Genomic DNA, 23,472 nt, shown 5'->3' on the forward strand with positions numbered 1-23,472 from the left:
AACGTCCGCACATACGGACCGTCGCGGGGTAACGTCCGCACATACGGACCGTCGCGGGGTGGAGCAGCCCGGTAGCTCGTCAGGCTCATAACCTGAAGGTCACAGGTTCAAATCCTGTCCCCGCAACCAACAAAAACCCGCAAGTCGAAAGACTTAGCGGGATTTTTTTGCGTCAAGGCCATGGCGCTCTAAGCGGGTTAGGTATCGAGCAGGTAGCACGCTACGGCGTATGACAACGTAGCACTGACGGCCCATCAGAACACTCCTGCCGACTTGGTGGAAACCGGAACGGCCGACTCGGAGCCACACCCGGAGAAGCAGCTCTTCGTTCATAAGTAATCTGCGACTAGTGCGCGGCAACAGAGCCTAGCTCAAGGCCATCGACACTCGGTTGATGCTTGAGGATATGAGGTAGCAGAACGATCGTAGCGTAGTTTCGACCCGGACTGCAGCTCAACCAGTCCTCGCGCGCAGAACGCCCCGGTGCTATGCCGATCACCGCGCGTGGCCCGCAGGTCGGCGTCGGAGGACACGAGTCCTCCGCTTGTCCCATCTCTTCTGTGTGTCGCCTTGCCCCGAATCGAGTACCGAGCAACGTTTGCCTTCCGGAGCCGCCGGACCTGTCCGTTGCGCGGTGAGCTGGCGAAGGCCCGCACTTGCGTCGCCTGATCCTCTTTCTGCACGGACTGGGCGGCTCCTCTGCGGCGAGCTGGGGCAAGTTCAAGGAGCTGCTCGAGGCGGACGATGACTTGGTCGGATTGGAGGTCGCCTTCCTGGAGCAGCCGTCCTCCCCGTGGCGCGCCTGGACGTCGCCCGTGGCGGCTGAGATCGGCACCTTGGCAGGCGCGTTGGCGACGGACCTCGAGGAAAGCTTCTTGCAATTCGATCAGATCCTGCTCGTCACCCACAGCATGGGTGGCCTCGTCGCCCGAAAGTGGCTGACGAGGTTGCTGATGAAGAAGATTACGACGAATGTCGCAGGCATCGTCTTCTTCGCCGTCCCGCACGAGGGAAGCTCGCTCGCCCGTGTTCTCGTGCGTTTATCCGTCGACCACAAGCAGCTGCAGCAGCTGACGCCAAAGTCTCCGTTTCTGACCGAATTAAATGAGGCGTGGGTGAACCTCGACTGCGCTGGGGCCATGCCGATCTGGAACGTCGCGGCCGCTAGGGATGGTTGCGTCGCGCCATCAAGCGCGGCGCCGCTGTGGATAGGGGGTCGGTCCAGGACGCTTGCCGAGAAGGATCATCGAAGCGTGATCAAGCCCGCCGATGCTGAAGACAAGGCGTTCAAGATTGTGAAGAACGCTGCGCTGGAGCTGGCAGGGGCGGACACCCCAGGTGTCCGGCGACCGCGTTCCGTGGTTGGTCACGGGGAGGACGGAGCCGCCGAAGCGGTAGCGGGCAATCCGTTGTTCTACTATTACAGACCGGAGGAAGCTGCGCACTATCTTGTGCGCCCGGTTGACGGCACGCTCGCGCAGCTGCTGCCGCTCAGACATTTGTGGGTGCATGGGCCGATCGGATGCGGTAAGACCGTTGCTGCCAGCCGCGCGATGTACAACGCGTTCCGCGCCCACCTGACCGTTTCCTTGGGCGCATCTACGGGGAAGGGCGCCACTGGCGCGATCGCCAGCCTGGAGCAGCAGGTACGGGCTGCGGTGGCGCCTGGCCCTGAGGTCCGTGCAGGAGAGGATGACATCGATCGCATCGTCAGCCTTCTCGAATCCTGCTCGGTCGCCGGGATCGGCGCGATCCTCATCGAAGAAACGCCGCTTCCCGACGAGCGGGAGGCCGCCGGCTTCTTCGCCGCGGTTCGCGCGATATCTGTACGCCAAGCGCAGCGCTCGCCCGGAGTGCCGGTGCGCCTCGTGTTCACCTCGCCGGTGGACCCCGGTCCGGCATTCGACGGCAACGACCTGGCGTCGGAAAGCGTTACAGTGATCCCGATGCATTACTGGCCCGCCGAGGAGCTGGACGACCTACTTCGCAGGATATCGCGGTCGCTACGGCTTTCGCTGGACAACTCCGTCATTGAGCGTGTCTTGAGATCGGACCCTCGCTCTCCGAGATTAGTTAAGATGTTCATCCAAAACTTCGTTCAGCTCGGCGGGTCGGTCTCGGATCTGGACGAGGCGCTGATGGTCACGTTGGCTGGGTTGGCCCAGTGAGCGGCGCCCGTCTGCCCGCAGTCGCCGTCATTCCCGACGAGCTCTACGTCGAGCGGGCGGCGGACCGCCAGCTCGCAGCGGCGATCCTCGGGATGGGCCGTCCGCCCTACGTCCTCGATCCGCGGCAGATGGGGAAGACGAATCTCCTGCTACACGCGCGGCGTCGGCTGGAGAGCGACGACCTGCGCTTCGTCTACGTCGACCTCTCGGTGAGGGTCGCGTCCGACGCCGACTTCTACCGTCGGGTTCTGCACCTTGCTTCTACCTCGCACCCAGACCTGTTCACGGGCTCGGCAGTAGAGGCATTCGGTCAGGCGGCGGCGGGAATGGACCCGTCCGCAGCATTCCAGGCGCTGATTGTGGAAAGGCTTGATGCGTGGCCGGGCCGGCTTGCGATCGTTCTCGACGAGGTTGACGGCCTTACCGGGCTGCCCTTCTCCGACAGTGTCTTTGCGTTTATCCGGAGCATCTTCTTTACGCGTGAGACGGTGCTTGCACTTAAGCGTCTCACGTTTGTGCTCGCCGGCGTCGCCGAGCCTTCGCAGCTCATCCGCGACAAGTCGATCTCGCCGTTCAACATAGGACAGAAGATTTTCCTGCGGGATTTCTCTGCCGAGCAGGTTGGCGAGCTCGTCGGAAGGGCGGCGCTGCCGTTCGGCCCTGAGGTCGTCGACCGGATCATCTACTGGACCAGCGGTAACCCCCGTCTGACGTGGGACATCGCCTCCGAGCTCGATCAGATGGACGAGGCGGGCGAAGCACTTAGCGTGGGCGCCGTCGACGACGCTGTCGAGCGCCTCTTCCTCGTCTCATACGATCGACCCCCGATAGACCACATCAGGACGCTGGTCGAATACGATCCCGCGCTTCGGAACGCCGTTGCAGCCCTCAGGAGGTCTTCTGATCTGACGGACGCGCAGCGAACCGCCCTTTACCTAGCGGGGATTGCCACGCGCACGCCGTCCGACGTGCAGCCTGCGTTTCGCAGCCGCATCGTCGACCGAGCCATGACGGAGCGCTGGCTGGCCGAACTCGAGCAGTCGGCCGCCCACTTGCTCGGGGATGCGCAGGTGGCGTTCCAGAAGCGCCGCTTCTCGGCGGCAATATCCGGATATCGGGACTACTTCGCCGGCCGCACGCTCACGGCCACGGACCGTGTGGATGTGATCAGGCTCGGCGTGGCTCAGCTGGAGGAGGGCCTTGCCGCCGAGGCTCTCATGTCGTTCGAGCTCGCTGGCACACTGGGCGGCGACCCAATGGACCCCAGCTTTCTCGCCTGGACCGGGCGGGCGAAGCGGCTGCTGGGTCGACTTCAGGAAGCCGAGCAGGACTTCCGTGCGATCCTCGCGTCGGTCAATCGTGGCAGGCACCGCGTGGCGGCTCTGGTGGGAATCGCGCGGATCGCTGCGGCGGAGCCGGACCGGGTGGTCGAGGCGCGCTCACTCGCTTTGGAGGCGGTCGCCGCCCTTGAAGAACCGTCTATGGGGTCGGGAGACGATCCTTCCCTCCGCGATCAGCGTAACGCACTCGAGCTGGCGGCGAGCCTCACGGAAGGTCAAGAGCGCGTCGCCCTGCTTCGCCGGGCGATTGAGCTTCAGGGTGCCCCGCCCTCCCTTCGTGCGCTGGCCATGCTTGCCGACGCGTCTGCGGAACAATCCCGTGCCGAGCTAGACCGGATCGTCGATACCTTCATCACGGCTGCCGCCGATGATCTCGCGCCGGCGCAGCTCGGTCCTGCGGGAGCGGTGATTCGCAGAGGCCTTGGGCCGGAGGCGTTTAACGGGGCAGTCGAGGCCCTCGCGCATAGCGCCGGACTTTCCCGCGACGGGGTTCTGGCAGCAGTGTTCGACGGCCTCGTGGGCGCAAACGCGACCGACGATGCGCTCCTGATCGGCCGCGAAGCCATGGACAGGGTCAGTGACGCCGAACTGGCCCGGCATATTGGACGGACGCTAATCCTCCGTCAGAGTGACTTCGACGCCGGTCTCGCCGGATCCTACTTGGACTCGGTGGCGCGCAACGGCGGTGCTTTGGTCAGGAACGACTATCTCGCACTGGTGTCCGTCGGTGCGGGTGCCTCTCGCGGGGACGACGGCGGCCGTCTGAACGCCCGCCTGCTTGCTACGTCGCAGAGGCTCTCGAAGCCCACCGACCCACTGCTGCGTCAGTCCTTTCTACTCGTTCGCTACGTTCAGATCCTGGCGGCGACGCGCTCCGGCGACTACGAGGCGGCGCAGGCGCTGAGTGCCGATGCGCGGCTGCTAGTGGACGAGATCAGGGCAGCTCCCGAACCTGACCTGCCGGCTAGCGTGGTGGACGGGGTCGTGGATTTTCTGGACCGGCTCCCGTCGGTGCATTCTCCGCAGACGCCGGTGCGGAACCAGTTTCGGACGATCGGCCGCAACGAGGTAGTCACTGTTGAGTATCGGGACGGCAGTCGCGTCACTGCCAAGTTCAAGGCGTTGCGGCAGGATGTCTCCCAAGGTGCCTGCGTCGTCGTAGAGAGGCAGGACCAATCCGCCTAGTCGGCGGTTGCCGTCGCCCGATCGTCGCCTGAGGATGGTGCATGCGCCTTCGGGGCGACAAATTCCGTCATCTCCCTCAGCGCTTGGGAAATCCGCTCGAACGCCCGCTTCTCGTCGAACGGCAGATCGCGCGTGATGACGGGTGTGGCTCCGGGAGCAGGGACGTGGATCATGACATACGGCCCACGCTGTTCGAGCACGTAGGCGGCGGCCTTGGACAGTCCCCGCTGCCCGACCTTCTCCAGACGCTGTCTACCACCCCGGCCGGTCGATCCCTTCGCTTCCAATCCTACAACTCCATCCATTTCGTTCGCATCCAGAACTCGAGAGTATCGATCGTAGGCCACGGCGCAATAGTGTTCGGCGCAGTTATGCGTTTCACAAGTTAACCGGCCATGACCCGGGCCACCTGCGAGCGCATGCCTTTCGACCATGGTGTTTACCTAGAACGATCGTATTCTCCTCCCATATGTATGACCGGAGTGGGGAACGATGGCCGGAAAGCAAGCGCGATACGGTGCGACGAATCAGAACCTGATCCAGCATGGCCTGGCGCCGACCATGCGCTGGCTAATCGCCGCGGCCCTCGACGGGGCGACGATGACCTATGGGGAGGTGAAGCACCGACTGGAGACGGAAACCGGCTTCTCCACCGTATTCGCGACGCGGATCGGGCTGGTAGCCGGAGAGCTCATGGACCACATCCAGGCAGTTGAACCGGACGCGCCTTTGATCAACGTCCTGGTGGTAAATCAGAAGGACCGCATGCCGAGCAAGGGCGCGGGCTCCTACATGGCCACCCGGTTCCGTAATCCGAAGCTAGCGTCAACGAGCTACAAGCAGCGATACCCTGCGAGCTGGCGGGAGCATTTCGAGCGCGCGGCGGCGGAGGTCTACGCCTACTCCCCAGCAGAATGGTTGGCTCTGTATGAGCGGGTGTTCGGTAGCGGCCTTAACGACATCGTCATCGAAGCCGAGCGTGACCGACGCCACAACGGCAAAGAGGACGACTACGGAACCGGCTCGCATAAGTACGGCGCGGGCGGAGAAGGTGACCACCATCGCGCCCTGCGTCTGTGGGTGACAGCCAATCCAGCTGAGGTACGGCGTGGATTTGCCGTAGCGCGTACGGAAACCGAATTCCGGCTCGACTCGGGCGACCGCATTGATGCGGTCTACCATCTAGAGAACCGTACCGTGGTGCTCGAAGTCAAGTCCCGCATCTCCAACGAGGTGGACCTACGGCGCGGCGTCTACCAATGCATCAAGTATCGTGCCGTGAAACAGGCGATGGACGTGCGCGAGGAAGTGCCCGTCGAGGCGTTCCTCGTGACGGAAGCGAAGCTGTCAGGGGAGATCGCAGCCTTGCTCCGACTGCATGACATTCGTCATTTCTTGGCGCCCTTAGTCAGGCCATGATAAGGCTCTGGGGTAGGGTAGATCGCGCGCTACGAAAGGAACCAGTCGGTTCGGACGGTCCCTGGCAGGAGTGACCGGACATACCGTGGCCCGGTCAGACGGCCTGCGCGCCGCCTAGAGGGCCGTGGACCCGCTGCCAGAAGAGCTTCAGCGACACGTTGTCCTCTGGTAGCGCGCGGACCTGCGGGTCCAGCATGCGGATCACGGCGGTGGCGCGATCCGGGACTGCCGTCGGTGCGGCGGTTCCACCGATCGGCTGCCAGCTGCCTTTCGCCAGCCTCGGCCCCTCGCTCTCCCTAGCCCACTGCCACTGCAGACGACGCTCGCAGGGCAGGAGATCGACGAGCGGATTCCAGGACCAGTGGATCCTCCAGGCGTATGCCTGCCGCACGAGGAAGCACATCCAGTATCTTCCCTGCTGACGCTCCGCCTTCCCCCGTTCGAGGTCCGACCAGTATAGCCGTTCACTCGAAAGCGTCTTGATCTCGACATGCCATTCCGAGGTCGGCGACCTGACGATGAGATCGCTCTCGCCGGCGGCCTCGTCGCGTTCGTTCGTCGTCAGCGACCAGCCTTGCGGCAGACGCTGACGGACGAGTCCGCTAAGCCATTCCTCACCGGCAAGTCCCGCCGCCTGCTGGTTGCTCCAGCCACCCCCACCCGAACGGGATCCGTCGCGATCGACCGGTGCATCGTAGAGGGCGCGACGGGCAAGCGTTCCCGAAGCGAACTGGTTGCCGGCTGGTCTGCTCGGAGGAGCCGGCGGCGGCGATGGTGATGGCGGCGGCGGCGGCGGCGGGGCGGCGGCCGTCGATCCATCGTCGGTTACGCCGGCGGGATCAGGTTCGACGGACGCCGCCCGTGACGTCCGACGCGTTCGATTGGCCCGAGCGGAGCCGCTTGATCGTCGTTTCGTTATTACCGAACGCAGCCAAGAACTCCCAAGGGAACTCGTTGGCATCGAACGGCTCGGCAGCGAGCCTGGATACGGCTTCTTCGTTCTCGACGACGTTCATGACGTGTTCCGTGCGTATTCCGGATCTACCAGTGCGTTCGGCCCGGCGGAGGGGGCCAAGCCAAGGAACTTAGGACCTCCTCGTAATCCCACGGCCCATCGAACGGGTCGTTCTTCCCTCGCTTGTTCGCCAAGACAGAGAAGTCTCGACAAACCTGCAATAGGGCAGACTTGATCGCCTTCAAGAAGTCCTCGTTGTCTCGTAAGGCGTGAAGCACGACCATGATCCGGTGGCTATCAAGAGCACGATCGGTGTCCGTCTTCTCATCACCGGTCTTGCCTGCGATGGCTCGCAGAATAGCCCAGGCCGGCCCCATCGCGAAGATGGGTGCGGTCGCACTGCGCAGTTCCGTCATCAGAAGCGTCATCGCGTATAGCTTGAGCCCATGCTCGAGTTCTGCGGTATGTGACTTCTCTTCCTCGAGCTGCAGTTCAATCTCCGCAATCCGCTTGTAACGAGCTTTCAGCGCTTCTCCCTGGCGACGCATGAACCCCGAAGGCTCCTGCGTACCCTTCGAATGGACCCGTCCGTATGCGTTGCCACGCCCTTTGTGGGCGGCGCGCGAAGACTCCGGCGCCAGCCGAGCCGCGATCGGACCATATTGATCGCTGGCGGGCAGGTCGACGTTGCGCCCAGCGACCAGATTGCTCCAGAGCGAAATATCGATCTTTGATGGGATAAGATTCTCGAGGATCTTGTCGGCAGCCTCTTCCCGATCTGACTTCGCCAGGTGGTCTCCGAGAACCTGTCCCATGGCAGCAAGCGCGGCCGGCAGAGGCCTACCAACAGCCTCTTCGAAGACCTCGAACAGCTTACTGCCGGTGAGTTCGCGCGCCTTCTGGCGGAACGCTTCGACCTCTTCCTCGGACCAATCTTCGAAGTCGAACATCCTGCCTTCCTCCAATCGGCTCGGCCGCCGCACGATGCCTACAATCCGGCTCGGCGTATCGTAGCCGATGAGGCGATCGGTCGCCATCTGAATAAGCAAATTTGTAGTGACGATCGAAATGTAAAGGTGTGCCTACATATGAGGAAACCTCCCCTCCAAATTTGATGGGAACAGCCCTACAAATTCACTTTCCTGACACAGCAAAATTATTGGGCGCAATACCGCAAAGCTGGGGGACCCATCTTTGCATGCGAATTCGGCGTTGCCGAGCGACAATCTGGCGATTATCGCGTCCCTCGACGACGCCCGATGCCGTTGGCGTCACCGCTTCTGCCATAGCTGTCCAAACGGAAGTCGCCGCCGGCTAGCGCAGCAAGCGCTACGGACCCATATGGACGGTGCTCTTCAACAGATCGGTCTGACGACGCCGCAATATGCGGTGCTGAACTTCCTTCGGACCGAGCCTGGTGCTTCCAACGCCGAACTGGCGCGGCGTTCCTTCGTCACGCCCCAGACGATGCAGGGGATCGTGGTCGCGCTGGAGCGTTCGGGTTTCGTCGTCCGGGCACCGCATGCCAAGCATGGTCGTGTTCAAACGACCGAGCTGACCGATCAAGGCCGCACTGTGCTGGCGGCCGCATCGACGATCGTCGCCGGAGCGGAAGCTCGCTTGCGCGCGGCGTCGGCCCCGCTCGATCCGCAAGCGGTCACCGCTACCCTGCTGAGGTTGGCAGAAGCGCTACGGTGAACGGGCTATCACTTAGGGGCGCCGTGATCTGATCGTACCGCAGAGGCGCCTGTCAGGCTGAAATAAGAGACCGGATGCGCTCCGCCACGGCAGGATCGACGGGGTTGTACACGATCATCCCCAGGTCGGGTCGGCCATCGACCGCGAAACCCGAATACTCCATCTCGATGAGGCCGAGTTCGGAGTGACGCAGGCGCTTCGCACCTTCGCCGTGGAAGCGGACATCGTTGTCGGCCCACAGTGCCGCGAACTCCGGGCTGGTCCCGCACAGCTCGGCGACCAATTCACCGATCTCCGCAACAGCGCCTGCGCGCGCGGCGTCCGCGCGAAAAGCGCCGACGACGAAGCGTGCCGTGCTCTCCCAATCCTCCTGCGACCCGCGGATGCGATCGTTGCGAAAAACAAGGCGCAGGATGTTGCGTTCGTGGAGCGGCAGTTGGCTGTAGTCGGTCAGCACCAGGGCCGCTGCCTTGTTCCACGCGACGACGTCCCACGTTGCCGTCTTGATGATGGCGGGGCAGCTCAGCATCGTGTCCAGCAAGCGCTGCAGGCGGGGCGTGACGCTGTCTGCCGCCTTGTAGCGAACCTCCGGTGGGTGACCCAGTGCGAGCATGAACAGATGCTCGCGTTCGGCTTCGGTCAGCATCAGTCCGTTGGCAATGCGGTTCAGCACATCGGGAGAAGGCGCGCCGCCCCGCCCTTGCTCGAGCCAGGTGTACCAAGTCGGGCTAATGTTACTGCGCTGCGCTACCTCCTCACGACGAAGACCCGGCGTACGGCGCCGCTGCGCCGGATAACCGAGTGCAGCCGGATCAAGCCGGCTACGGCGATCGCGTAGATACAGGCCCAATCGGTTCTCGGTTACAGTCGCCACATCACATCCTGTCAGCGATCATAATAGGATCACGTCACTACTTTTACCCGCTTAGCCGTGTCCCGACAAAGGCTGCATCTGCAATGGAGAACGTCAGATGCGTATTTTCGTCACGGGCGCAACCGGGTTCATCGGTTCGCATGTCGTTTCTAAACTGATCGGTGCCGGGCATCAGGTCCTTGGTCTGGCACGATCCGATGCTGCGGCTGACGCATTGATCGCGGCCGGGGCCGAAGCGCACTGCGGCGATATCGAGGATCTCGACAGCCTCCGGTCGGGCGCAGCGCTCGCCGACGGCATCATCCACACCGCGTTCGACCATGACTTCTCAAAGTTCGTGGAAAATTGCGAGAAGGACCGCCGCGCTATCGAAGCACTCGGGACCAGTTTCGTTGGCACGTCGAAGCCGCTCGTCATCACGTCCAGCACCGTGATGGGATCGGCCGCGCCTGGCGAACGAGCGTCGGAGGATGTGTTCAACAGCGCCGGCCCAAACCCGCGCGTGGCGTCGGAGCTAGCGGGGCAGGCGCTGCTCGATCGCGGCGTCCATGTCATCACCATACGCAACTCTCAGATCCATGATGCCCGGAAACAAGGTCTGGTGAGCGACGTGCTCGCGCTCGCCCGCAACAGGGGCATTTCTGCCTATATTGGGGAGAGTGCTAACGCTTGGTCAGCCGCTCATATCTCCGATACCGCCCTCCTTTACCGCTTGGCACTGGAAAAGAATGAGGCGGGGGCCCGCTATCACGGCACCGCCGAAAGCGCGATCAGCTTCCGCGATATCGCCGAGGCGATTGGCAAGCATTTTGGTCTGCCGGTACGTTCGCTGAGCACCGATGAAGCAAGCGATCACTTCGGTTGGCTGGGGGCTTTCGTCTCCAAGGACATGTCGGCCGCTAACGCTCTCACCCGCCAGCGCCTCAGTTGGAATCCTCAAGGACCGACTCTGCTTGAGGACCTACGCGCGATGACTGCTTAGGTCATTGTCGCGAGATGAACGAATGGCAGAAGTTGGGGAGCCGAAAGAAAGTCTGGAATGACCGCAAATGGGTCTGTCGGCTAGAAATGGGCGCGACGGCAACTCAAAGCTACCGCACCTTTAGATAACCTTCGGCCATCAGTCGAAATGCAGCAATGGCTTGGGGAAGCGCTTCTTCCGGGTCCTCGCTGGCGGACACCCAAAGGGCGGCATTGAAGGCTGCGCCGCTAAGGAGTCGCGATGCGGCCTCGACATCGACTAACTGCATGACCTCGTCCGCGATCAGTTTGGCGATGGCCTGCTTGGTGACCTCGAGGCAGGCATTTTGGGAAGGCCATGTCGCGGGGTCGCCGAGGAAAGCCGGGCCATCCAGCAGCACGATACGTCGAACCTCGGGATCAAGCGCCATTTCGATGTAGGCCTCACCTTCAGCGATCAGCCGTTGCCAGTCGGTATCAGCACTAGAACCCGCACGTCGCGCCCGCTCGGCCATTTCACTATCAATTTGCGCAACCACGGCAGCCAGCAAACCCCTCTTGTCGCCAAAGCTGTGATAGAGCGCGCCGCGGGTTAGGCCGACTTCCGCAGTCAAATGATCCATCGACGCGCCCGCGAAACCGGAAGCGGCAAATGCCTTGCGAGCCGCACTGATCAGTTTCGTGCGGTTTTCTTGCATGGTTTCAACGCGTCGCCTCATCGCCGAGTCACCTCATTTCGCATACGCCGCGTATGTGAAGTTGACTATTGCGGCTCGATGCCTCACATACGCGTCGCATATAAATCGTCCAAGCAGTCGCTTTGATCCCAGCGACCGCGAGCTTCCTTGTCATACGTTCGGAGAAACGATCCATGGCTCAGCGTCACGCAGTCTTCCCTGCCAAGCGGCACGCCCTTTATGAAGCTCACGGCTATTCGGCCGCTATACGGTCAGGCGATCTTCTGTTTGTCTCGGGTCAGGTTGGTAGCCGGGACGATGGCTCACCCGAACCCGACTTCGAAGCGCAGGTGCGACTAGCCTTTGCAAATCTGGAGGCCACGCTGCGGGCAGGCGGGTGTAGCTTCTACGACATTTTGGATGTCACGACATTCCATACCGATCCCGAGCAGCAATTCGAGACGATCATGGCCGTGAAAGCCGAATTATTTCCAGAGGCGCCGTATCCGGCGTGGACTGCGCTCGGGGTAAATTGGCTGGCGGGGTTCGACTTCGAGATCAAGGTCACAGCCCGCATACCGTCCGAAGGCTGAGGCGGGACTCGGTCAGCCCTCCCTGCGCTGATGCACGACCGACGACGAAGGTGAACAAACGGCAGGTCTTGGGAGGCGTGCTGGACGGGCAGAGTGTCGCCTTCTGGGTCTTCTTGGGTCTGACCTAGGCCGCGGGTGGGCACGGTCCGTACAAGGTATCGATTTGGGCGGCGTTCTGCTTAAGCGACCCGAGTTTTGCCTTCGCGCGCAAAGCGTCAGTGACCGCATTAGTGTTCGCCAGTGGAAGCGGCACGCGGTTGCCGCGGTTGCAGGTCCATTGCGTGCAGTATAGCTGTTGACCGGAGAGCTTGAGCTCGACGCGGTCCGTTAACATCGCAAAGTTGCGCGGATCAATCTCGTCTTCAGAGGCCAGCGGCGCCATGAGGCGCAAGGCAGTCAGCTGGAAGGCTGGATTGGCATCCGCATGTTGGACGAGCAGCCAAGCCGCGCTGGATGCCGCGTCACCTACCTTTGAACGCGTTGGCCAGCCCTCATGAGCCACCTTGGTCGAAAGCCAAGCCGTATTACCTTGATCGCGGTCGTCCAGGGCACGCAGAAGAATGCCTTCGTAAACGATCCGTTCAAGCGACGAATAAGCGGCGGTTTGCCCCTCATGGCGCTGGCTTTCGACCCATGCGAAACGCAAGGTCTGCTCGCCGAGTGGTCGGGTGCGCAGTTGCTCGGCATAGTTGCCTTGATCGATCACCTGCTGCTCTAAAAGCGCGGTCGCACGAATAATACCGAGTGCATATGGCCGGACGCGATCGAGCGCAGCGGAAAACGCAGGCCATGTCACGTCCGCTGGTATTGGGAGCTGTACGAACTGACGGCACGGTGCAGGCCGCGTATAGACGTCCTTACCAGGATCAAAACTTTGGCCCATCGTGGCCAGTAGGCCTTTCATTGCCGTACGCGACTGGCTTTCACAGTTTTCATTCCACTCCAAAGCAGCGATGAACACCTGCTTGTCCACAGCTGTCGCATCAGCAAACCGCCCGCGTAACCATCGGTAATCGCCAGGTTCGACGATGTCGTTGTGCAAGAAAGAGGTGAGGGCGGGTGGGACACCGGGGACACTCTGCGGCTGAGTCCCTGCACTGGCGGAAGCCGATCCGAGGAGTATGGCACTCAAACCCAGTCGGAATGCCCGCACCGATATTCTCCGTCAGCATCAACTGATTGATGCGACGGGCCGCTTGAAAAGACAACAGCGGCAATAATGTTCGATCTCAGCTCCAGCGTGCCCTCGGAAGGTAGCTTCGCTGGGTTCTCCAACTTATACCATCCAGCTAGCGGATCCTTCCTGGGAAAGGCGGCAGCTGCCCAATGTCTGCTATCGCGGCGTGCTTCGCCGAAAACGGACCGTCCGCAGTCTTCTCCTTTCAAGCCATCGAGGCAATGGATCATCCGCCGAACGCTACCGCTCAGCCCGATGAACGAATGCCTGAAGTTGGGAGGCGGGAAAGGGCACTTGAATGTCCGGATGTGGGTCAGAATTGCTTTCCATCGCGGACTGAAATCAACAGGCGCGGCCGGCGATCTATAAGCGTCGTGAGACATAATATTCTTGCAAATCTCAATAGGTTAAAGGTGCGCCTGCTCGCGCTCGCCTCAACGATCATGACAAAACCGTTATATTGCTAGTGACTCGCAACAGCAGACGACGTAGAGGCCTCCCGATAACGGGGGTTCAGTATGAGTTTTTCGAGTATATTGCTGGCAAGCGCAGCGTTTGCCGGGGCACCTTTGCCAGCTCCGGCTGAGGAGCCAAGGACGGTGGAACCGTCCACCGGATCGGACGATGCGCAGAAGTCCGACGAAATCATGGTCATCGGCAAAAGCTATGGTCGTGCGGTCGGCAAGACCGTGACGCCGCTCAAGGACACGCCGAACACCATTACCGTGATCGATCGCGATCAGATCGAGGCGCAGAACCTGTTCACGCTGGAAGACGCTCTGACCGCGACCAACGGCATCACCGTCAATGGCGTCGGCAGCGAGGATCCGTCGTTCTTTTCGCGCGGGTTCGCGATCACTAATTACCTGATTGACGGCGTCCCGAGTTTTGCGTTCAACTTCCCGTCCGCCGTGCCGGACCTGTTCTTCTACGATCGGCTGGAAGTGTTGCGCGGCCCAGCTGGCCTGTTCAGCGGGTCGGGCAATCCGGCGGGCAGCATCAACATGGTGCGCAAGCGACCGCTCGACGGGTTCAGGATGCAGTCGAGTGCGGGCGCCGGTAGCTATGACAATCTCCGGTTCGAGCTCGACGTCTCGACGCCAATCGGCACCAAGGCGGGCTTGCGGTTCGGCGCGATGGCACAGGACCAGGATCAGTTCTTCGCCACCGCGCACCGCAACCGCATCGGCGGGTTCGCGGTCGGGTCGCTGGAAATCGGCGATCGCACCACGCTTACCGTCGGCGGCTATTACGACCGCTTCCGCCCGGCGGTGCAGTCGGGCCTGCCCGGCATCATTGGCGGCGTTGACGGCAGTGACGGGCGGCTGCTCGACGTGAAGCGGTCGACCTATCTCGGCGCCGACTGGAACCGGTTCAACGCCGAGACCTGGACCGGGTTCGCCGAACTCGCGCACAGGATCAGCGATCGCTGGACGTTGCGCGCGACCGGCCTGTTCACCGACGTCGATCGCGTCGACATCTACAGCTATATCGGCAACCAGCCGGTCACCGCGACCAATGGCTCGACCAGCCACATCGCCTATCGCGGCGACAGCAAGCAGCAGACGCGTTCGTTCGACTTCAACGGCATTGGCAGCTTCCCGCTGTTCGGGCGCGACCAGACGCTGATCCTCGGTACCGATTATCAGGCGAGTTCGGGCACGTCGTATTTCACGCGGTTGTCCAATTATGCGCGGATCGACGTGTACAACCCGGTGTCGCCGTCCGAGCCGCCCCTGAACCCGTATGGGGCCTCGCCCTATTATCCGGTGCAGGGGACGGGAGCCACCTGTCCCAGTTCCAGCACCACGATCACACCCGCGCCCGCCAATTGCGTGCTGCAGGTCTACGGCGGTTCCTCGACCGACGTCGAGCAGTACGGCATCTATGGGCAGATGCGGCTGAGCCCGCTCGCCGGCCTGACGCTCATCGGTGGCGGGCGCGTGACATGGTGGGATACCACGACGACCACGTTGCTGACACCAAGCGGTGTCTTGCCGCCGTCGACCCGCTACGGGATCGACAACCGCTTCACGCCCTATGCCGGTATTGTCTGGGACGTAACGTCGCAGCTCAATCTCTATGCGAGCTATGCCGACAGCTTCACGCCGCAGGCGGCACCGGTCGGCCGGGCACGTCCCGATGGTCAGCAGATCGAGCCGCTGGTCGGTGCGCAATATGAGGCGGGCACTAAGCTTTCGCTGATGAACGATCGCCTGCTGCTGTCTGCGGCAGCGTATCAGATCACACAGACCAACCGGTTGTTCAACGATCCCGATATCCAGACCGTCGTGCTGCAGACCGGCAAGGTTCGCTCGCGCGGTATCGAGGCCGAGGCGACCGGCGAGATCCTGCCCGGCTGGCGGATCAATGGCGGCTATACCTACACCAAGACCAAGTATCTGGAGGACCAGACCACCGCGTTCGAGGGGCTGCCGCTCGTGCCGATCGTGCCCAAGCACATGATCAAGGCGTTCACCAACTACGCCCCGGTCGATGGGCCACTGGCAGGCGCGAGCCTTGGCGGTAGCGTAACGTGGTTCAGTTCGACCTATGGCGGCAATGCGCCGGTGTTCAACGCCGACGGTACGCTGCGCACCCGGTCCACCATCGTCCGCCAGCCAAGCTATGCAGTGCTTGACCTGCGCGCAGGCTATAAGTTCAACGAGAGGGTGGGTGTCTCGGTCAACGTCGCGAACGTACTCGACAAGAGCTATTACGCGCGCATCGCCGCCACCGGCCGCGGCAACTACTACGGCAGCCCGCGCACCGCGTTCGCGACGCTTCGGTACAGCTTCGAATGACGGCGGGCGATGCGCATGCCCGTGCGCGCTGGGCGCGGCGCGGCGACATCGCGCTGCGCGTCGTCGCCTCCGTGCCGCTCGCTTATGCAACCGCGAGCCTGTGGGCGATGGCGCTTGCGCGGCTGCTGCCGGGGGATCGTGCCGAGGCGACCGTCACCGCCGCGCTGATCGCGCTCGCCTTGTGCGCGCTTGCGGCGATGTGGGCGTTCGCGGCCCGTAGCGGTTGGCGCGCGATCTGGACACTCGGCCTCGCAGCGGCGGTTGCGGCCGCAATCACGTGGATATCGATCGGCGCGACGGGGCGGGTATGAGCAAGGGCTTCCGTCAGTCGCAGGCGTTCCTGCACACCTGGTCCGGATTGCTGCTTGGCTGGATCCTGTTCCTCGTCTTTGTCGCCGGCACGATCGCGTTCTGGCGCGAGGGTCTGAACCGCTGGATGCGGCCCGAGATCGCGCGCGTCGAACAGCCTATGCGCGTGCTGGCAGGGTCGCAAGCGTTCCTTGCTCGCAAAGCGCCCGATGCGAAGAGCTGGATTATCCCGGTAGCGACGGAACGATCGCCCGGTGCGCAAGTCTTCTGGGTGCCGCAACCCAAGCCCGGCGAAGAACGTGGCAGGCGAGGCAGGCGAGGGCGCGGCGACACGCAGGCACTGATCGGTGCCGACGGACAGGTCGCGCAGGCGCGCGAGACGCGGGGCGGGGAGTTCTTCTACCGGTTCCACTTCGATCTCCACTACATGCCGGTGATCTGGGCGCGGTGGCTGGTCGGGTTCGCGACCATGATGATGCTGGTGGCGATCGTCAGCGGGATCGTCACGCACAAGAAGATCTTCAAGGACTTCTTCACGCTGCGACGCGCCAAGGGCCAGCGATCCTGGCTCGACGGTCACAATGCGACCGCGGTGCTGGCGCTGCCGTTCCACCTGATGATCACCTATACCGGGCTGGTCACGTTGATGACGCTGCTGATGCCGTGGGCGGTCGTCGCCAATTATAATGATCAGAATACCCTGTTCGCCGCGCTGTTCCCGGCCGCCAACGTGGTCGAGCGGACCGGCCGTCCCACGCCGTTGATCGATCTGCGACGGATCGCGACCGACGCCGAACGCCGACTCGGCGCGCCCGCCAGTCTCATCGAGGTCAGCGATCCCGGCGACGCCGCTGCACGGGTCACGATCAGCCAGAGCGCCAATTCAATGCTGTCCTCGCGGACGCCGCGACTGACCTATGACGGCGTGACCGGGCGCCTCGTCTGGCGTTCGCCGCCACCGGGCGCCGCTGCCGAGACCGCGGGCGCGATGATCGGGCTCCACGCCGGACGGTTTGCAGGCGACGGCGGCCGCTGGCTCTACTTCCTGTGCGGGATCGCGGGCACGCTGATGGTCGCGAGCGGTCTCGTGCTATGGACCGTCAAGCGTCGCGAGCGCCTGCCCGATCCGACCCGGCCGCATCTCGGGTTCCGCCTCGTCGAGCGGCTCAACGTCGCGGTGATGGGCGGTTTCCCCCTCGGGATCACGTGCTTTTTCTGGGCCAACCGCCTACTCCCGGTAGCACTTCGCGGACGCGCCGATTGGGAGATGCACATGCTGTTCATCGCTTGGGCTGCCGCGGCGCTGACGGCCTTCGTCGTCAGGCCGGCGCGCGTTTGGCATTCGCTATTCGCGGTGACCGGGGTGCTGCTCGTTGCGTTGCCAATGTACGACGTCGTCGCGACCGATCGCGGGTTGTTCGCGTCGCTGGCGATAGGCGACATGATGATCGCCGGCATCGATGCGGCGATCTCGGTCTTCGGGATAGGGTTTCTGCTGCTTGCCCGCCGCGTCGCGCACCATCGTCCCGCTGCAAAGCGCGTTCGCAGGGCTGAAGCCGCCACCGCCTCCAGGGTTCCGGAGCCCACCGAATGAGCGTCCTGTCACTTCTGCTCGCCAGCGCCGCGTTCTTCCTGCTTGGCCTGGCGACCGACGCGCATCATCGCCGTCGGTTCGGGGCATGTCCGCAGGCAGCGCGGTGTAAAATGTTGCGGACCGGCGGCTGGCTTTCGCTGGTCGTGAGCGTCGCGCCCGCGCTTCTTGCTCAAGGATGGATCTTTGGACCGATCCTTTGGGCAGGCGCAATCATGGCCGGCGCCGGGATCGCCTTCCTCGCGCTAAACTTCGTTCCAGCTCGCGCCAACGCGCGATCCTGAAAAACCGTAGCTCAGGGGTTTTCCCTTGCGCAGCAGTCATCCTCTACATCCCTGCAGTCGTACAGCCCCAGGTCGCGACAGCCAAGGAGAATGGCACGATTTCACTTCCGGACGGCGTTGCACAGACCATGCATCGCATCACGACGACCTCGTATGTCGCCCATTTAAGTGGTGACGCTGTTGCGCAACGAGCGGGCAGTGTTTTCCAGATCAAAACCTCTGACCAATTGCGGTCAGACCGCCAAACCAGGGGTCTCATCGGTAAGCGCTTCCAACCGCCTGTGTAATGGATTGGCGTGCAGGTGCGGCGCATCGATCTGATGAATGAATGGCCGATATTGGGCAGCCGACACGAGCCTACGAATGTCGGCTTGTGGGTCAATGCGCCACTGCCTGCGCGTTCTCAAGCGTTTGGGCCCTCCTTCGGCGGATGCAGGCAGCTCTGCGTCATGGAAAGTCTCTGCTGCCGGATATCTTCGTGGCCGCGACGGCTCTCAGCGGCCATCGCCAACGCAGCCTCGTCAAGCCGCCGCTGCACTGCCTTGGCCTCCGTTCCAAGTTGCCACGACGCGTCGAGAGCGGTTGATCGATAGCGGTAGACGGACTCGTAAACCGAATGTTCGCCGTTCGATCGCTTGATAGCGGTTGCGTCCTTATAGGCTTGGACCAAGCCGTAGCACTCGACCGAGTTGTGCAGCACCTCTTCGAACTTGTGTCGGTGATACCATGTTCCGGCCAACATCGGTGGGACCGTAATCAATGCGGCGATCATCAGCAGCGCAGGTTCTCCCGTCTGGAGCCGACGCCTCACGCTCACGGGTTCGTCACGATATCCCGAAGCCTGTCCAAGGAAGGCAAACTGCCCACTCTTCAATGCCACGTACACTGCGAGAAAGATGAGGGCGATCCGCATTAGGGCGCCGGGAGCGGCATCGGGGTGGAGATCGCGGCGACCTTGCCCTGGGGGCCGAGCACGAGCGCCATCATCACGTTCCCCTGCGCGAAGTGCAGCCGGTATTCATCGCCGCCGAGCGGATCGGGTCCCTCGAAAGTCATCGACTGAAGGGCACCAAGCGCGGCGAACTGCGTGTGCAGCGCCGGCAGCGCGTCGCGCACCTGTGCCGCCGCGGCGGGCGCCATTAGGGTGTAGTCGGGCACGCCGCTGGCATAACCCGCCACGATTCGGCGCAATGCGTCCTCCGATCCAGGAAGCGGCGCTGACCGCGGCGCGAAGACGCGCTCGGCCGACGCCGTGGCGATGTCGGTAGCCGGCTTGCCGCCCGCCGTCATCAACGCCGTCCGCAGCGCGTCGGCAGCGGGAACGACGATCTCGGGCTTGACGCCGCGTCCTTCCCAGTTGGTGCCGGTTACGGCGTTCTCCGCGCGACCGAACGGGATCATGGCCGCCATACCGTTCCCCAGTTCGACCATGCCGACCGGATTGGCGCCGCCGCCGGTGACGTCACCGATCAGCGTCCCGATCTTGAGAGCCTGGACATCGTACGCGAACTCCTCGCCGCCTGAGAACGTATCCTTGCTGGTCAGGACGTAGATCGGCACGTTCACGAAACTGGTCGGCGTCGCCTCGCTCGCGAAGCTCTCCCTGATGTAGTCGTTTGTCTTCTCGGTGCGCGACACGATGGTGTTGATCGGGCGACCGGGTGCGACCAGATAGCTGACGAGGTAGGACACCGATGGTGGCGAGCCGCCGCCGTTGCGGCGCACGTCGATGATGAGCGCACGACTGCCGGCGAGAGCGGCCATCGCACGATCGAGCGCCGGCTTGAAGATCATCGGCGGCGGGAAGCCGAGCACCTCGATATAGCCGATGCCGCCCGCGATATGATCGGCACGTAATACGCCGCCTTCGCCGCGCGGCCTTGGTCTCATTGGCCCGGCCGGCGGTGCCATTAGCGACATCACCTTCATGTGCTTGTCGTGCGCGACGCCGGCAAGATCGTTGGTCAGCCGAGCGGCGAACGCGCTCGGATCGTCCAGCGCGGCATAGTCGCCGGCGGCGAGGCCGGCCTGCACCTTGGCGGCCGTCTTCTCCGCGACATCGGGGAAGACATAGCGATCGCGCAGCGCGCTCGCGAGCTTGGCGACGATGTCCTGCCTTTCGGTCGCGGTGAGCGTAGCTGCTCGGGGAACGGCCATGCCGACCGGACCGGGACGAGCCTGACCCTCAGCAGCTACGGGCAAATACAAGAGAACGGACAGCATCAGGATACTGAAATGCTTCATTCCTCGTCTCCTTGGATATCGGAAAGCGTCGCCATCCGCGCCGCGATCGGGACCGCTTCAAGCGCAGCATCCAGCCGATCGAGCACCGCCACGAGCGGGCTGTCGATCTCGGCGAAGAGTCTGTCGAACATGGACGAGAGGCGCGCATTGAAGGTGCGGATTGCCTCTGCCTCCCGCCGTCCCTTTTCGGTCGGCACGAGCCGGCGGCGACGCGCGTCGTCAGGGTCAACCTCGATTTTGACCAGGCCGAGTTGCTCGAACCGCTGCGTCATACGTACGATCAGCGGATGTGAGAGGCGCAGCCGCTGCGCAATCTCGACGACGCCGATCGCGTCCCGTTCGTCGATCATCAGCAGCATCGACGCCCCGCGCGGCGGCACATCGAGCCCCTCCGCCGACAGCATCTCTCCGACCTGGTCGACGATGCGGTCGGAGGCGCGGCGCAGCCGGTGTGCCACGAAAACGTTGCCCCGAGTCTTGATAAAATCGCCCATATGCAAAACGTATCGGTAATTAGGTACGTGTCAAGTTACCGATATTCCGCGGTCATGGTCTATGCGGCATCTGAGAGGCCGGGGTTGTTTCCCTTTCGTAATCTTTTCCACGATGGTTGACGTGCCGTCTGGCAGAGAAATGCGTGCGGCATAGCCCTACCTTCTGAGATGAATGAACGGCAGCTTTCGGGAAGCGGCGAGGGCGGCGCGAATGACCGCAACTGGGTCAACGCGAGAATCCGGCTTCCGCCTCGCTGGTCATCTGAAACTAGGCGAGCCAAGTATCTGGACATCCAGACTGCTCACAAATTCGTTGCCCGCGAACGACAAATTTAATCCCACGGCGGCCGGTCAAGGACCTTTCCCCTGACATTCACTCTGGAGAGAATTAAACTTGCATCGTATTTTCGTTTGGGGCATCGATTGGCATCGGCACCGAAGAGTGCCATCGCCATAGGAGAGGATTATGCGGCTTCGTTCGTGCTGGCTCGGTGTGTCCGTGCTTGCCCTGCTCTCGACGGGTCAGGCCGTCGCTCAGTCAGTTCCCGCCGATCCCGGCGCTTCGACCGAACAGGCGGAAAGCCCCGCGCCGCAGCAGGGCGACATCATCGTCACCGCGCGCCGCCGCAACGAGAATCTCCAGACCACGCCGTTGTCCGGCTCCGTCCTGTCAGGCACCGATCTGGCGAACAAGGGCGTGTCGAGCGTCGATGCGCTCCAGTTCGCCACACCGAGCGTGGTGGTGAACAATTTCGGCCAGGGCATCGACTTCAATGTCCGCGGCATCGGCAAGGGCGAGCACAACACGCAGACCGCGACCGGCGTCATCACCTACCGTGACGGTGCACCGACGTTCCCGGGCTATTTCGCGCAGGAACCCTATTACGACGTCGCAAACATTCAGGTGCTGCGCGGTCCGCAAGGCACGATCGTCGGCCAGAACGCTACTGGCGGCGCAGTGTTCGTCAACAGCAACGACCCCATCATCGGTGGCGGCTATCGTGGCTATATCAATGCGAACGTCGGCAATTATTCGGACGTTGGCGTGCAGGGCGCGGTGAACATCCCAGTGAGCGACACGCTGGCCGCGCGGTTCGCGGTCTATGGCCAGCGACGCGACGGCTTCTACGACATCACCGGGCCGGGTGGATCGAAATATACCGGCAACAACGGCGACGTGCGCCAGATCGCCGGCCGCTTCAGCCTGTTGTGGAAGCCTACGTCGCGGCTGTCGATCCTGTCGAAGACCGACGTCGACTATCTCGACATGGGGGCCTATCCCGCCAGCCCGTTCACCAACCAGTTCCGGTACCTGCCGGTTGGGAGCACGACGCCGAACCCCAATTACCGCGACTTGTTCGACATCACCGCGAACTCCCCGCAGGAGGCGCGTGACAAGTTTTACCGTTCGATTCTGCGCGTGAACTACGAGTTCGACAACGGAATCCAGCTGCGATCGGTCAGTGCTTATGCGAGCGGCAACACCAAATATCGCTCCGACCTGGACGGCACCGCGACAGCGAACCGGACGTTCTTCGACAGCGTTGACGAGCGCCAATATTCTCAGGAATTGACGCTGATCTCGCCTGATACGTCGCGCGTCTCGTACCTTGTCGGTGCGTTTGGTGTCTGGAACAAATACGACTTCAAATCGCCCTACCAGTTCGTGATCGGTGCTCCGCTCGGTAATCCGCTGACCGAATACCGGTTGCAAGGTATCAACCCGAACCGTTCGCTGGCCGCCTTCGGGCAACTTGGCTTTGCGATCACGCCCAAGCTAAAGGTCGAGGTCGGGGGCCGCTACACGACCAGCCGCAGCCGCAACGATATCGATGTTCTGCAGTACGGCACGCCTATCGTCGCAGAGCAGAAGACCAGCTCGAACGATTTCTCGTACAAGGCCTCGCTCGGCTGGGAGGTCAGCCGCGACCATTATCTCTACGGTTTCGTCGCGACCGGGTTCAAGCCGGGCGGGCTCAACGTACCTGTTGGCTTGGGCAACCCTGCGCCGTTCGGTGCGGAGCAGGTCACATCCTACGAAGCCGGCTGGAAGGCGAACTTCCTCAACCGTCGTATCAGGACCAGCGTCAGCGCCTTCTACAACGACTATGAGGCTTTCCAGGTTACGATCGGCAACCCGACCATCCCGGTGTTCGGGCTCCAAGTGAACGTTCCTGGCAAGACCAAGATCTACGGGATCGAGGCCGAGGCTGACGTGAAGTTCGGCAATCTGACGTTCGACGTCGGTATGAACGTGTTGCGCAGCGAACTCGGCCAGTTCTTCGCGACCGATCCGCGCATCCTGGCAGTTGCTGCCTGCAACGTGAACACCGGGCCCGCCAGCGTATCGTGTCGTAACCTGAAGGGTGTCGACCAGAGCTATGCGCCGAACTTCACGTTCAACGTCGGCGCCAGTTACGAGATCGCGCTTGGCGGCGGCTCGACGCTGACGCCGCGCGCGAATTATGGGCACATCGCGCCGCAATGGGCGACCTTGTTCCAGAACCGCGCGCTCGGCGATCGACTGGAGGCGCGCAATATCGTCAACGCACAGCTCGCCTATAATCGCGGCACGGTCACGCTGACCGCTTACGGGACGAACCTCACCGATCAGCATTATCCTGCTGCGCTCAACAGCGGGCTCTATTTCGCGGGATCGCCGCGGCAATATGGCCTGAAGCTCCTGAAGGCGTTCTGACG

21 protein-coding genes and 1 tRNA gene are annotated in these 23,472 nt (G+C 62.7%); 12 read left to right on the top strand and 10 right to left on the bottom strand.

Annotated features, from left to right (window positions below; all coding sequences use genetic code 11):
* Positions 1 to 52 precede the first annotated feature (52 nt).
* The 3 genes from ASF00_RS05455 (at position 53) to ASF00_RS05465 (ending at position 4,693) form a co-directional block, all read left to right on the top strand.
* A tRNA-Met gene (locus tag ASF00_RS05455) sits at positions 53 to 129 on the top strand.
* Between the two features lie 527 nt (positions 130 to 656).
* The gene (locus tag ASF00_RS05460) at positions 657 to 2,168 is read left to right on the top strand and encodes an esterase/lipase family protein (RefSeq protein ID WP_055875511.1); all 1,512 of its coding nucleotides are present in this window, start codon (positions 657 to 659) and stop codon (positions 2,166 to 2,168) included.
* Positions 2,165 to 4,693 carry an AAA-like domain-containing protein gene (locus ASF00_RS05465; RefSeq protein ID WP_055875513.1) on the top strand — a complete coding sequence of 843 codons (2,529 nt, stop codon included), beginning with the start codon at positions 2,165 to 2,167 and terminating at the stop codon, positions 4,691 to 4,693. The genes ASF00_RS05460 and ASF00_RS05465 overlap by 4 nt, the downstream gene beginning before the upstream one ends.
* Here ASF00_RS05465 and ASF00_RS05470 read toward each other — a convergent pair.
* On the bottom strand, positions 4,690 to 4,980 hold the full coding sequence (locus ASF00_RS05470) for a hypothetical protein (protein WP_162233559.1): 291 nt from the start codon (positions 4,978 to 4,980) through the stop codon (positions 4,690 to 4,692). The two genes, ASF00_RS05465 and ASF00_RS05470, sit on opposite strands and share 4 nt — an antisense overlap.
* Before the next feature lie 205 nt (positions 4,981 to 5,185).
* On the opposite strand from ASF00_RS05470, the gene ASF00_RS05475 reads away from it, so the two are divergent.
* Positions 5,186 to 6,112, top strand: coding sequence for a hypothetical protein (locus ASF00_RS05475; RefSeq protein ID WP_055875519.1), 927 nt, complete (start codon positions 5,186 to 5,188; stop codon positions 6,110 to 6,112).
* A gap of 94 nt (positions 6,113 to 6,206) precedes the next feature.
* Here the strand turns inward: ASF00_RS05475 and ASF00_RS05480 are convergent, their stop codons facing one another.
* From ASF00_RS05480 to ASF00_RS05485, 3 genes are all read right to left on the bottom strand, one after another.
* Positions 6,207 to 6,515 carry a hypothetical protein gene (locus ASF00_RS05480; RefSeq protein ID WP_055875521.1) on the bottom strand — a complete coding sequence of 103 codons (309 nt, stop codon included), beginning with the start codon at positions 6,513 to 6,515 and terminating at the stop codon, positions 6,207 to 6,209.
* A 436-nt stretch (positions 6,516 to 6,951) separates the two neighbouring features.
* Positions 6,952 to 7,128 carry a hypothetical protein gene (locus ASF00_RS18265; RefSeq protein ID WP_156348189.1) on the bottom strand — a complete coding sequence of 59 codons (177 nt, stop codon included), beginning with the start codon at positions 7,126 to 7,128 and terminating at the stop codon, positions 6,952 to 6,954.
* 25 nt (positions 7,129 to 7,153) lie between these two features.
* Entirely contained in the window at positions 7,154 to 8,104 is a 951-nt protein-coding gene (locus ASF00_RS05485; RefSeq protein ID WP_055875524.1) for a hypothetical protein, read from the bottom strand.
* 157 nt (positions 8,105 to 8,261) lie between these two features.
* On the opposite strand from ASF00_RS05485, the gene ASF00_RS05490 reads away from it, so the two are divergent.
* Positions 8,262 to 8,765, top strand: a complete 504-nt coding sequence (locus ASF00_RS05490; protein ID WP_235525629.1) for a MarR family winged helix-turn-helix transcriptional regulator — start codon at positions 8,262 to 8,264, stop codon at positions 8,763 to 8,765.
* Between the two features lie 52 nt (positions 8,766 to 8,817).
* Here ASF00_RS05490 and ASF00_RS05495 read toward each other — a convergent pair whose 3' ends face one another.
* The gene (locus ASF00_RS05495; RefSeq protein WP_055875531.1) at positions 8,818 to 9,639 is read right to left on the bottom strand and encodes a helix-turn-helix transcriptional regulator; all 822 of its coding nucleotides are present in this window, start codon (positions 9,637 to 9,639) and stop codon (positions 8,818 to 8,820) included.
* Positions 9,640 to 9,736: 97 nt separating this feature from the next.
* Between ASF00_RS05495 and ASF00_RS05500 the strand changes: the two genes are divergently transcribed.
* Positions 9,737 to 10,621 carry an SDR family oxidoreductase gene (locus ASF00_RS05500; protein WP_055875533.1) on the top strand — a complete coding sequence of 295 codons (885 nt, stop codon included), beginning with the start codon at positions 9,737 to 9,739 and terminating at the stop codon, positions 10,619 to 10,621.
* 109 nt (positions 10,622 to 10,730) lie between these two features.
* Here the strand turns inward: ASF00_RS05500 and ASF00_RS05505 are convergent, their stop codons facing one another.
* Positions 10,731 to 11,318 carry a TetR/AcrR family transcriptional regulator gene (locus ASF00_RS05505; RefSeq protein WP_235525630.1) on the bottom strand — a complete coding sequence of 196 codons (588 nt, stop codon included), beginning with the start codon at positions 11,316 to 11,318 and terminating at the stop codon, positions 10,731 to 10,733.
* 152 nt (positions 11,319 to 11,470) lie between these two features.
* On the opposite strand from ASF00_RS05505, the gene ASF00_RS05510 reads away from it, so the two are divergent.
* Positions 11,471 to 11,869 (top strand): RidA family protein, encoded by a 399-nt coding sequence (locus ASF00_RS05510; protein WP_055875539.1) that lies wholly within the window; start codon positions 11,471 to 11,473, stop codon positions 11,867 to 11,869.
* A gap of 124 nt (positions 11,870 to 11,993) precedes the next feature.
* Here ASF00_RS05510 and ASF00_RS18270 read toward each other — a convergent pair whose 3' ends face one another.
* On the bottom strand, positions 11,994 to 12,911 hold the full coding sequence (locus tag ASF00_RS18270; protein ID WP_156348190.1) for a DUF6624 domain-containing protein: 918 nt from the start codon (positions 12,909 to 12,911) through the stop codon (positions 11,994 to 11,996).
* Between the two features lie 734 nt (positions 12,912 to 13,645).
* On the opposite strand from ASF00_RS18270, the gene ASF00_RS05525 reads away from it, so the two are divergent.
* From ASF00_RS05525 to ASF00_RS05540, 4 genes are read left to right on the top strand one after another with little or no spacing between them, the layout of a single operon-like run.
* Positions 13,646 to 15,850: a TonB-dependent siderophore receptor gene (locus tag ASF00_RS05525; protein WP_235525631.1), complete on the top strand. Its 2,205-nt coding sequence runs from the start codon at positions 13,646 to 13,648 to the stop codon at positions 15,848 to 15,850.
* A complete protein-coding gene (locus ASF00_RS05530) occupies positions 15,847 to 16,161 on the top strand; it encodes a hypothetical protein (protein WP_055875551.1) in 315 nt (104 codons plus the stop codon). Before ASF00_RS05525 ends, ASF00_RS05530 begins: the two co-directional genes overlap by 4 nt.
* Entirely contained in the window at positions 16,158 to 17,753 is a 1,596-nt protein-coding gene (locus tag ASF00_RS05535) for a PepSY-associated TM helix domain-containing protein (protein ID WP_055875554.1), read from the top strand. Before ASF00_RS05530 ends, ASF00_RS05535 begins: the two co-directional genes overlap by 4 nt.
* Complete coding sequence (locus tag ASF00_RS05540; RefSeq protein ID WP_055875556.1) at positions 17,750 to 18,034, top strand: DUF3325 domain-containing protein; 285 nt, start codon at positions 17,750 to 17,752, stop codon at positions 18,032 to 18,034. The genes ASF00_RS05535 and ASF00_RS05540 overlap by 4 nt, the downstream gene beginning before the upstream one ends.
* A 403-nt stretch (positions 18,035 to 18,437) precedes the next feature.
* Here ASF00_RS05540 and ASF00_RS05545 read toward each other — a convergent pair whose 3' ends face one another.
* From ASF00_RS05545 to ASF00_RS05555, 3 genes are read right to left on the bottom strand one after another with little or no spacing between them, the layout of a single operon-like run.
* Entirely contained in the window at positions 18,438 to 18,947 is a 510-nt protein-coding gene (locus tag ASF00_RS05545) for a hypothetical protein (protein ID WP_055875560.1), read from the bottom strand.
* Positions 18,947 to 20,278 carry a S41 family peptidase gene (locus tag ASF00_RS05550; protein WP_055875564.1) on the bottom strand — a complete coding sequence of 444 codons (1,332 nt, stop codon included), beginning with the start codon at positions 20,276 to 20,278 and terminating at the stop codon, positions 18,947 to 18,949. Before ASF00_RS05550 ends, ASF00_RS05545 begins: the two co-directional genes overlap by 1 nt.
* Positions 20,275 to 20,772, bottom strand: a complete 498-nt coding sequence (locus tag ASF00_RS05555) for a MarR family winged helix-turn-helix transcriptional regulator (RefSeq protein WP_055875567.1) — start codon at positions 20,770 to 20,772, stop codon at positions 20,275 to 20,277. The genes ASF00_RS05550 and ASF00_RS05555 overlap by 4 nt, the downstream gene beginning before the upstream one ends.
* 466 nt (positions 20,773 to 21,238) lie before the next feature.
* Here ASF00_RS05555 and ASF00_RS05560 point away from each other — a divergent pair, with 466 nt between their 5' ends.
* Entirely contained in the window at positions 21,239 to 23,470 is a 2,232-nt protein-coding gene (locus ASF00_RS05560) for a TonB-dependent receptor (protein ID WP_055875569.1), read from the top strand.
* Positions 23,471 to 23,472 lie beyond the last annotated feature (2 nt).

Origin of the sequence: Sphingomonas sp. Leaf34, assembly GCF_001421805.1 — a bacterium.
Classification (GTDB): Bacteria; Pseudomonadota; Alphaproteobacteria; order Sphingomonadales; family Sphingomonadaceae; genus Sphingomonas.

Coding starts and splice junctions, on each gene's coding strand:
- ASF00_RS05475 (WP_055875519.1), top strand. CDS start 5,186: ATGGCCGGAAAGCAAGCGCGATACGGTGCGACGAATCAGAACCTGATC.
- ASF00_RS05505 (WP_235525630.1), bottom strand. CDS start 11,318: ATGAGGCGACGCGTTGAAACCATGCAAGAAAACCGCACGAAACTGATC.
- ASF00_RS05510 (WP_055875539.1), top strand. CDS start 11,471: ATGGCTCAGCGTCACGCAGTCTTCCCTGCCAAGCGGCACGCCCTTTAT.
- ASF00_RS05480 (WP_055875521.1), bottom strand. CDS start 6,515: ATGTGCTTCCTCGTGCGGCAGGCATACGCCTGGAGGATCCACTGGTCC.
- ASF00_RS18265 (WP_156348189.1), bottom strand. CDS start 7,128: ATGAACGTCGTCGAGAACGAAGAAGCCGTATCCAGGCTCGCTGCCGAG.
- ASF00_RS05500 (WP_055875533.1), top strand. CDS start 9,737: ATGCGTATTTTCGTCACGGGCGCAACCGGGTTCATCGGTTCGCATGTC.
- ASF00_RS05485 (WP_055875524.1), bottom strand. CDS start 8,104: ATGGCGACCGATCGCCTCATCGGCTACGATACGCCGAGCCGGATTGTA.
- ASF00_RS05530 (WP_055875551.1), top strand. CDS start 15,847: ATGACGGCGGGCGATGCGCATGCCCGTGCGCGCTGGGCGCGGCGCGGC.
- ASF00_RS05560 (WP_055875569.1), top strand. CDS start 21,239: ATGCGGCTTCGTTCGTGCTGGCTCGGTGTGTCCGTGCTTGCCCTGCTC.
- ASF00_RS05540 (WP_055875556.1), top strand. CDS start 17,750: ATGAGCGTCCTGTCACTTCTGCTCGCCAGCGCCGCGTTCTTCCTGCTT.
- ASF00_RS05545 (WP_055875560.1), bottom strand. CDS start 18,947: ATGCGGATCGCCCTCATCTTTCTCGCAGTGTACGTGGCATTGAAGAGT.
- ASF00_RS05535 (WP_055875554.1), top strand. CDS start 16,158: ATGAGCAAGGGCTTCCGTCAGTCGCAGGCGTTCCTGCACACCTGGTCC.
- ASF00_RS05555 (WP_055875567.1), bottom strand. CDS start 20,772: ATGGGCGATTTTATCAAGACTCGGGGCAACGTTTTCGTGGCACACCGG.
- ASF00_RS05550 (WP_055875564.1), bottom strand. CDS start 20,278: ATGAAGCATTTCAGTATCCTGATGCTGTCCGTTCTCTTGTATTTGCCC.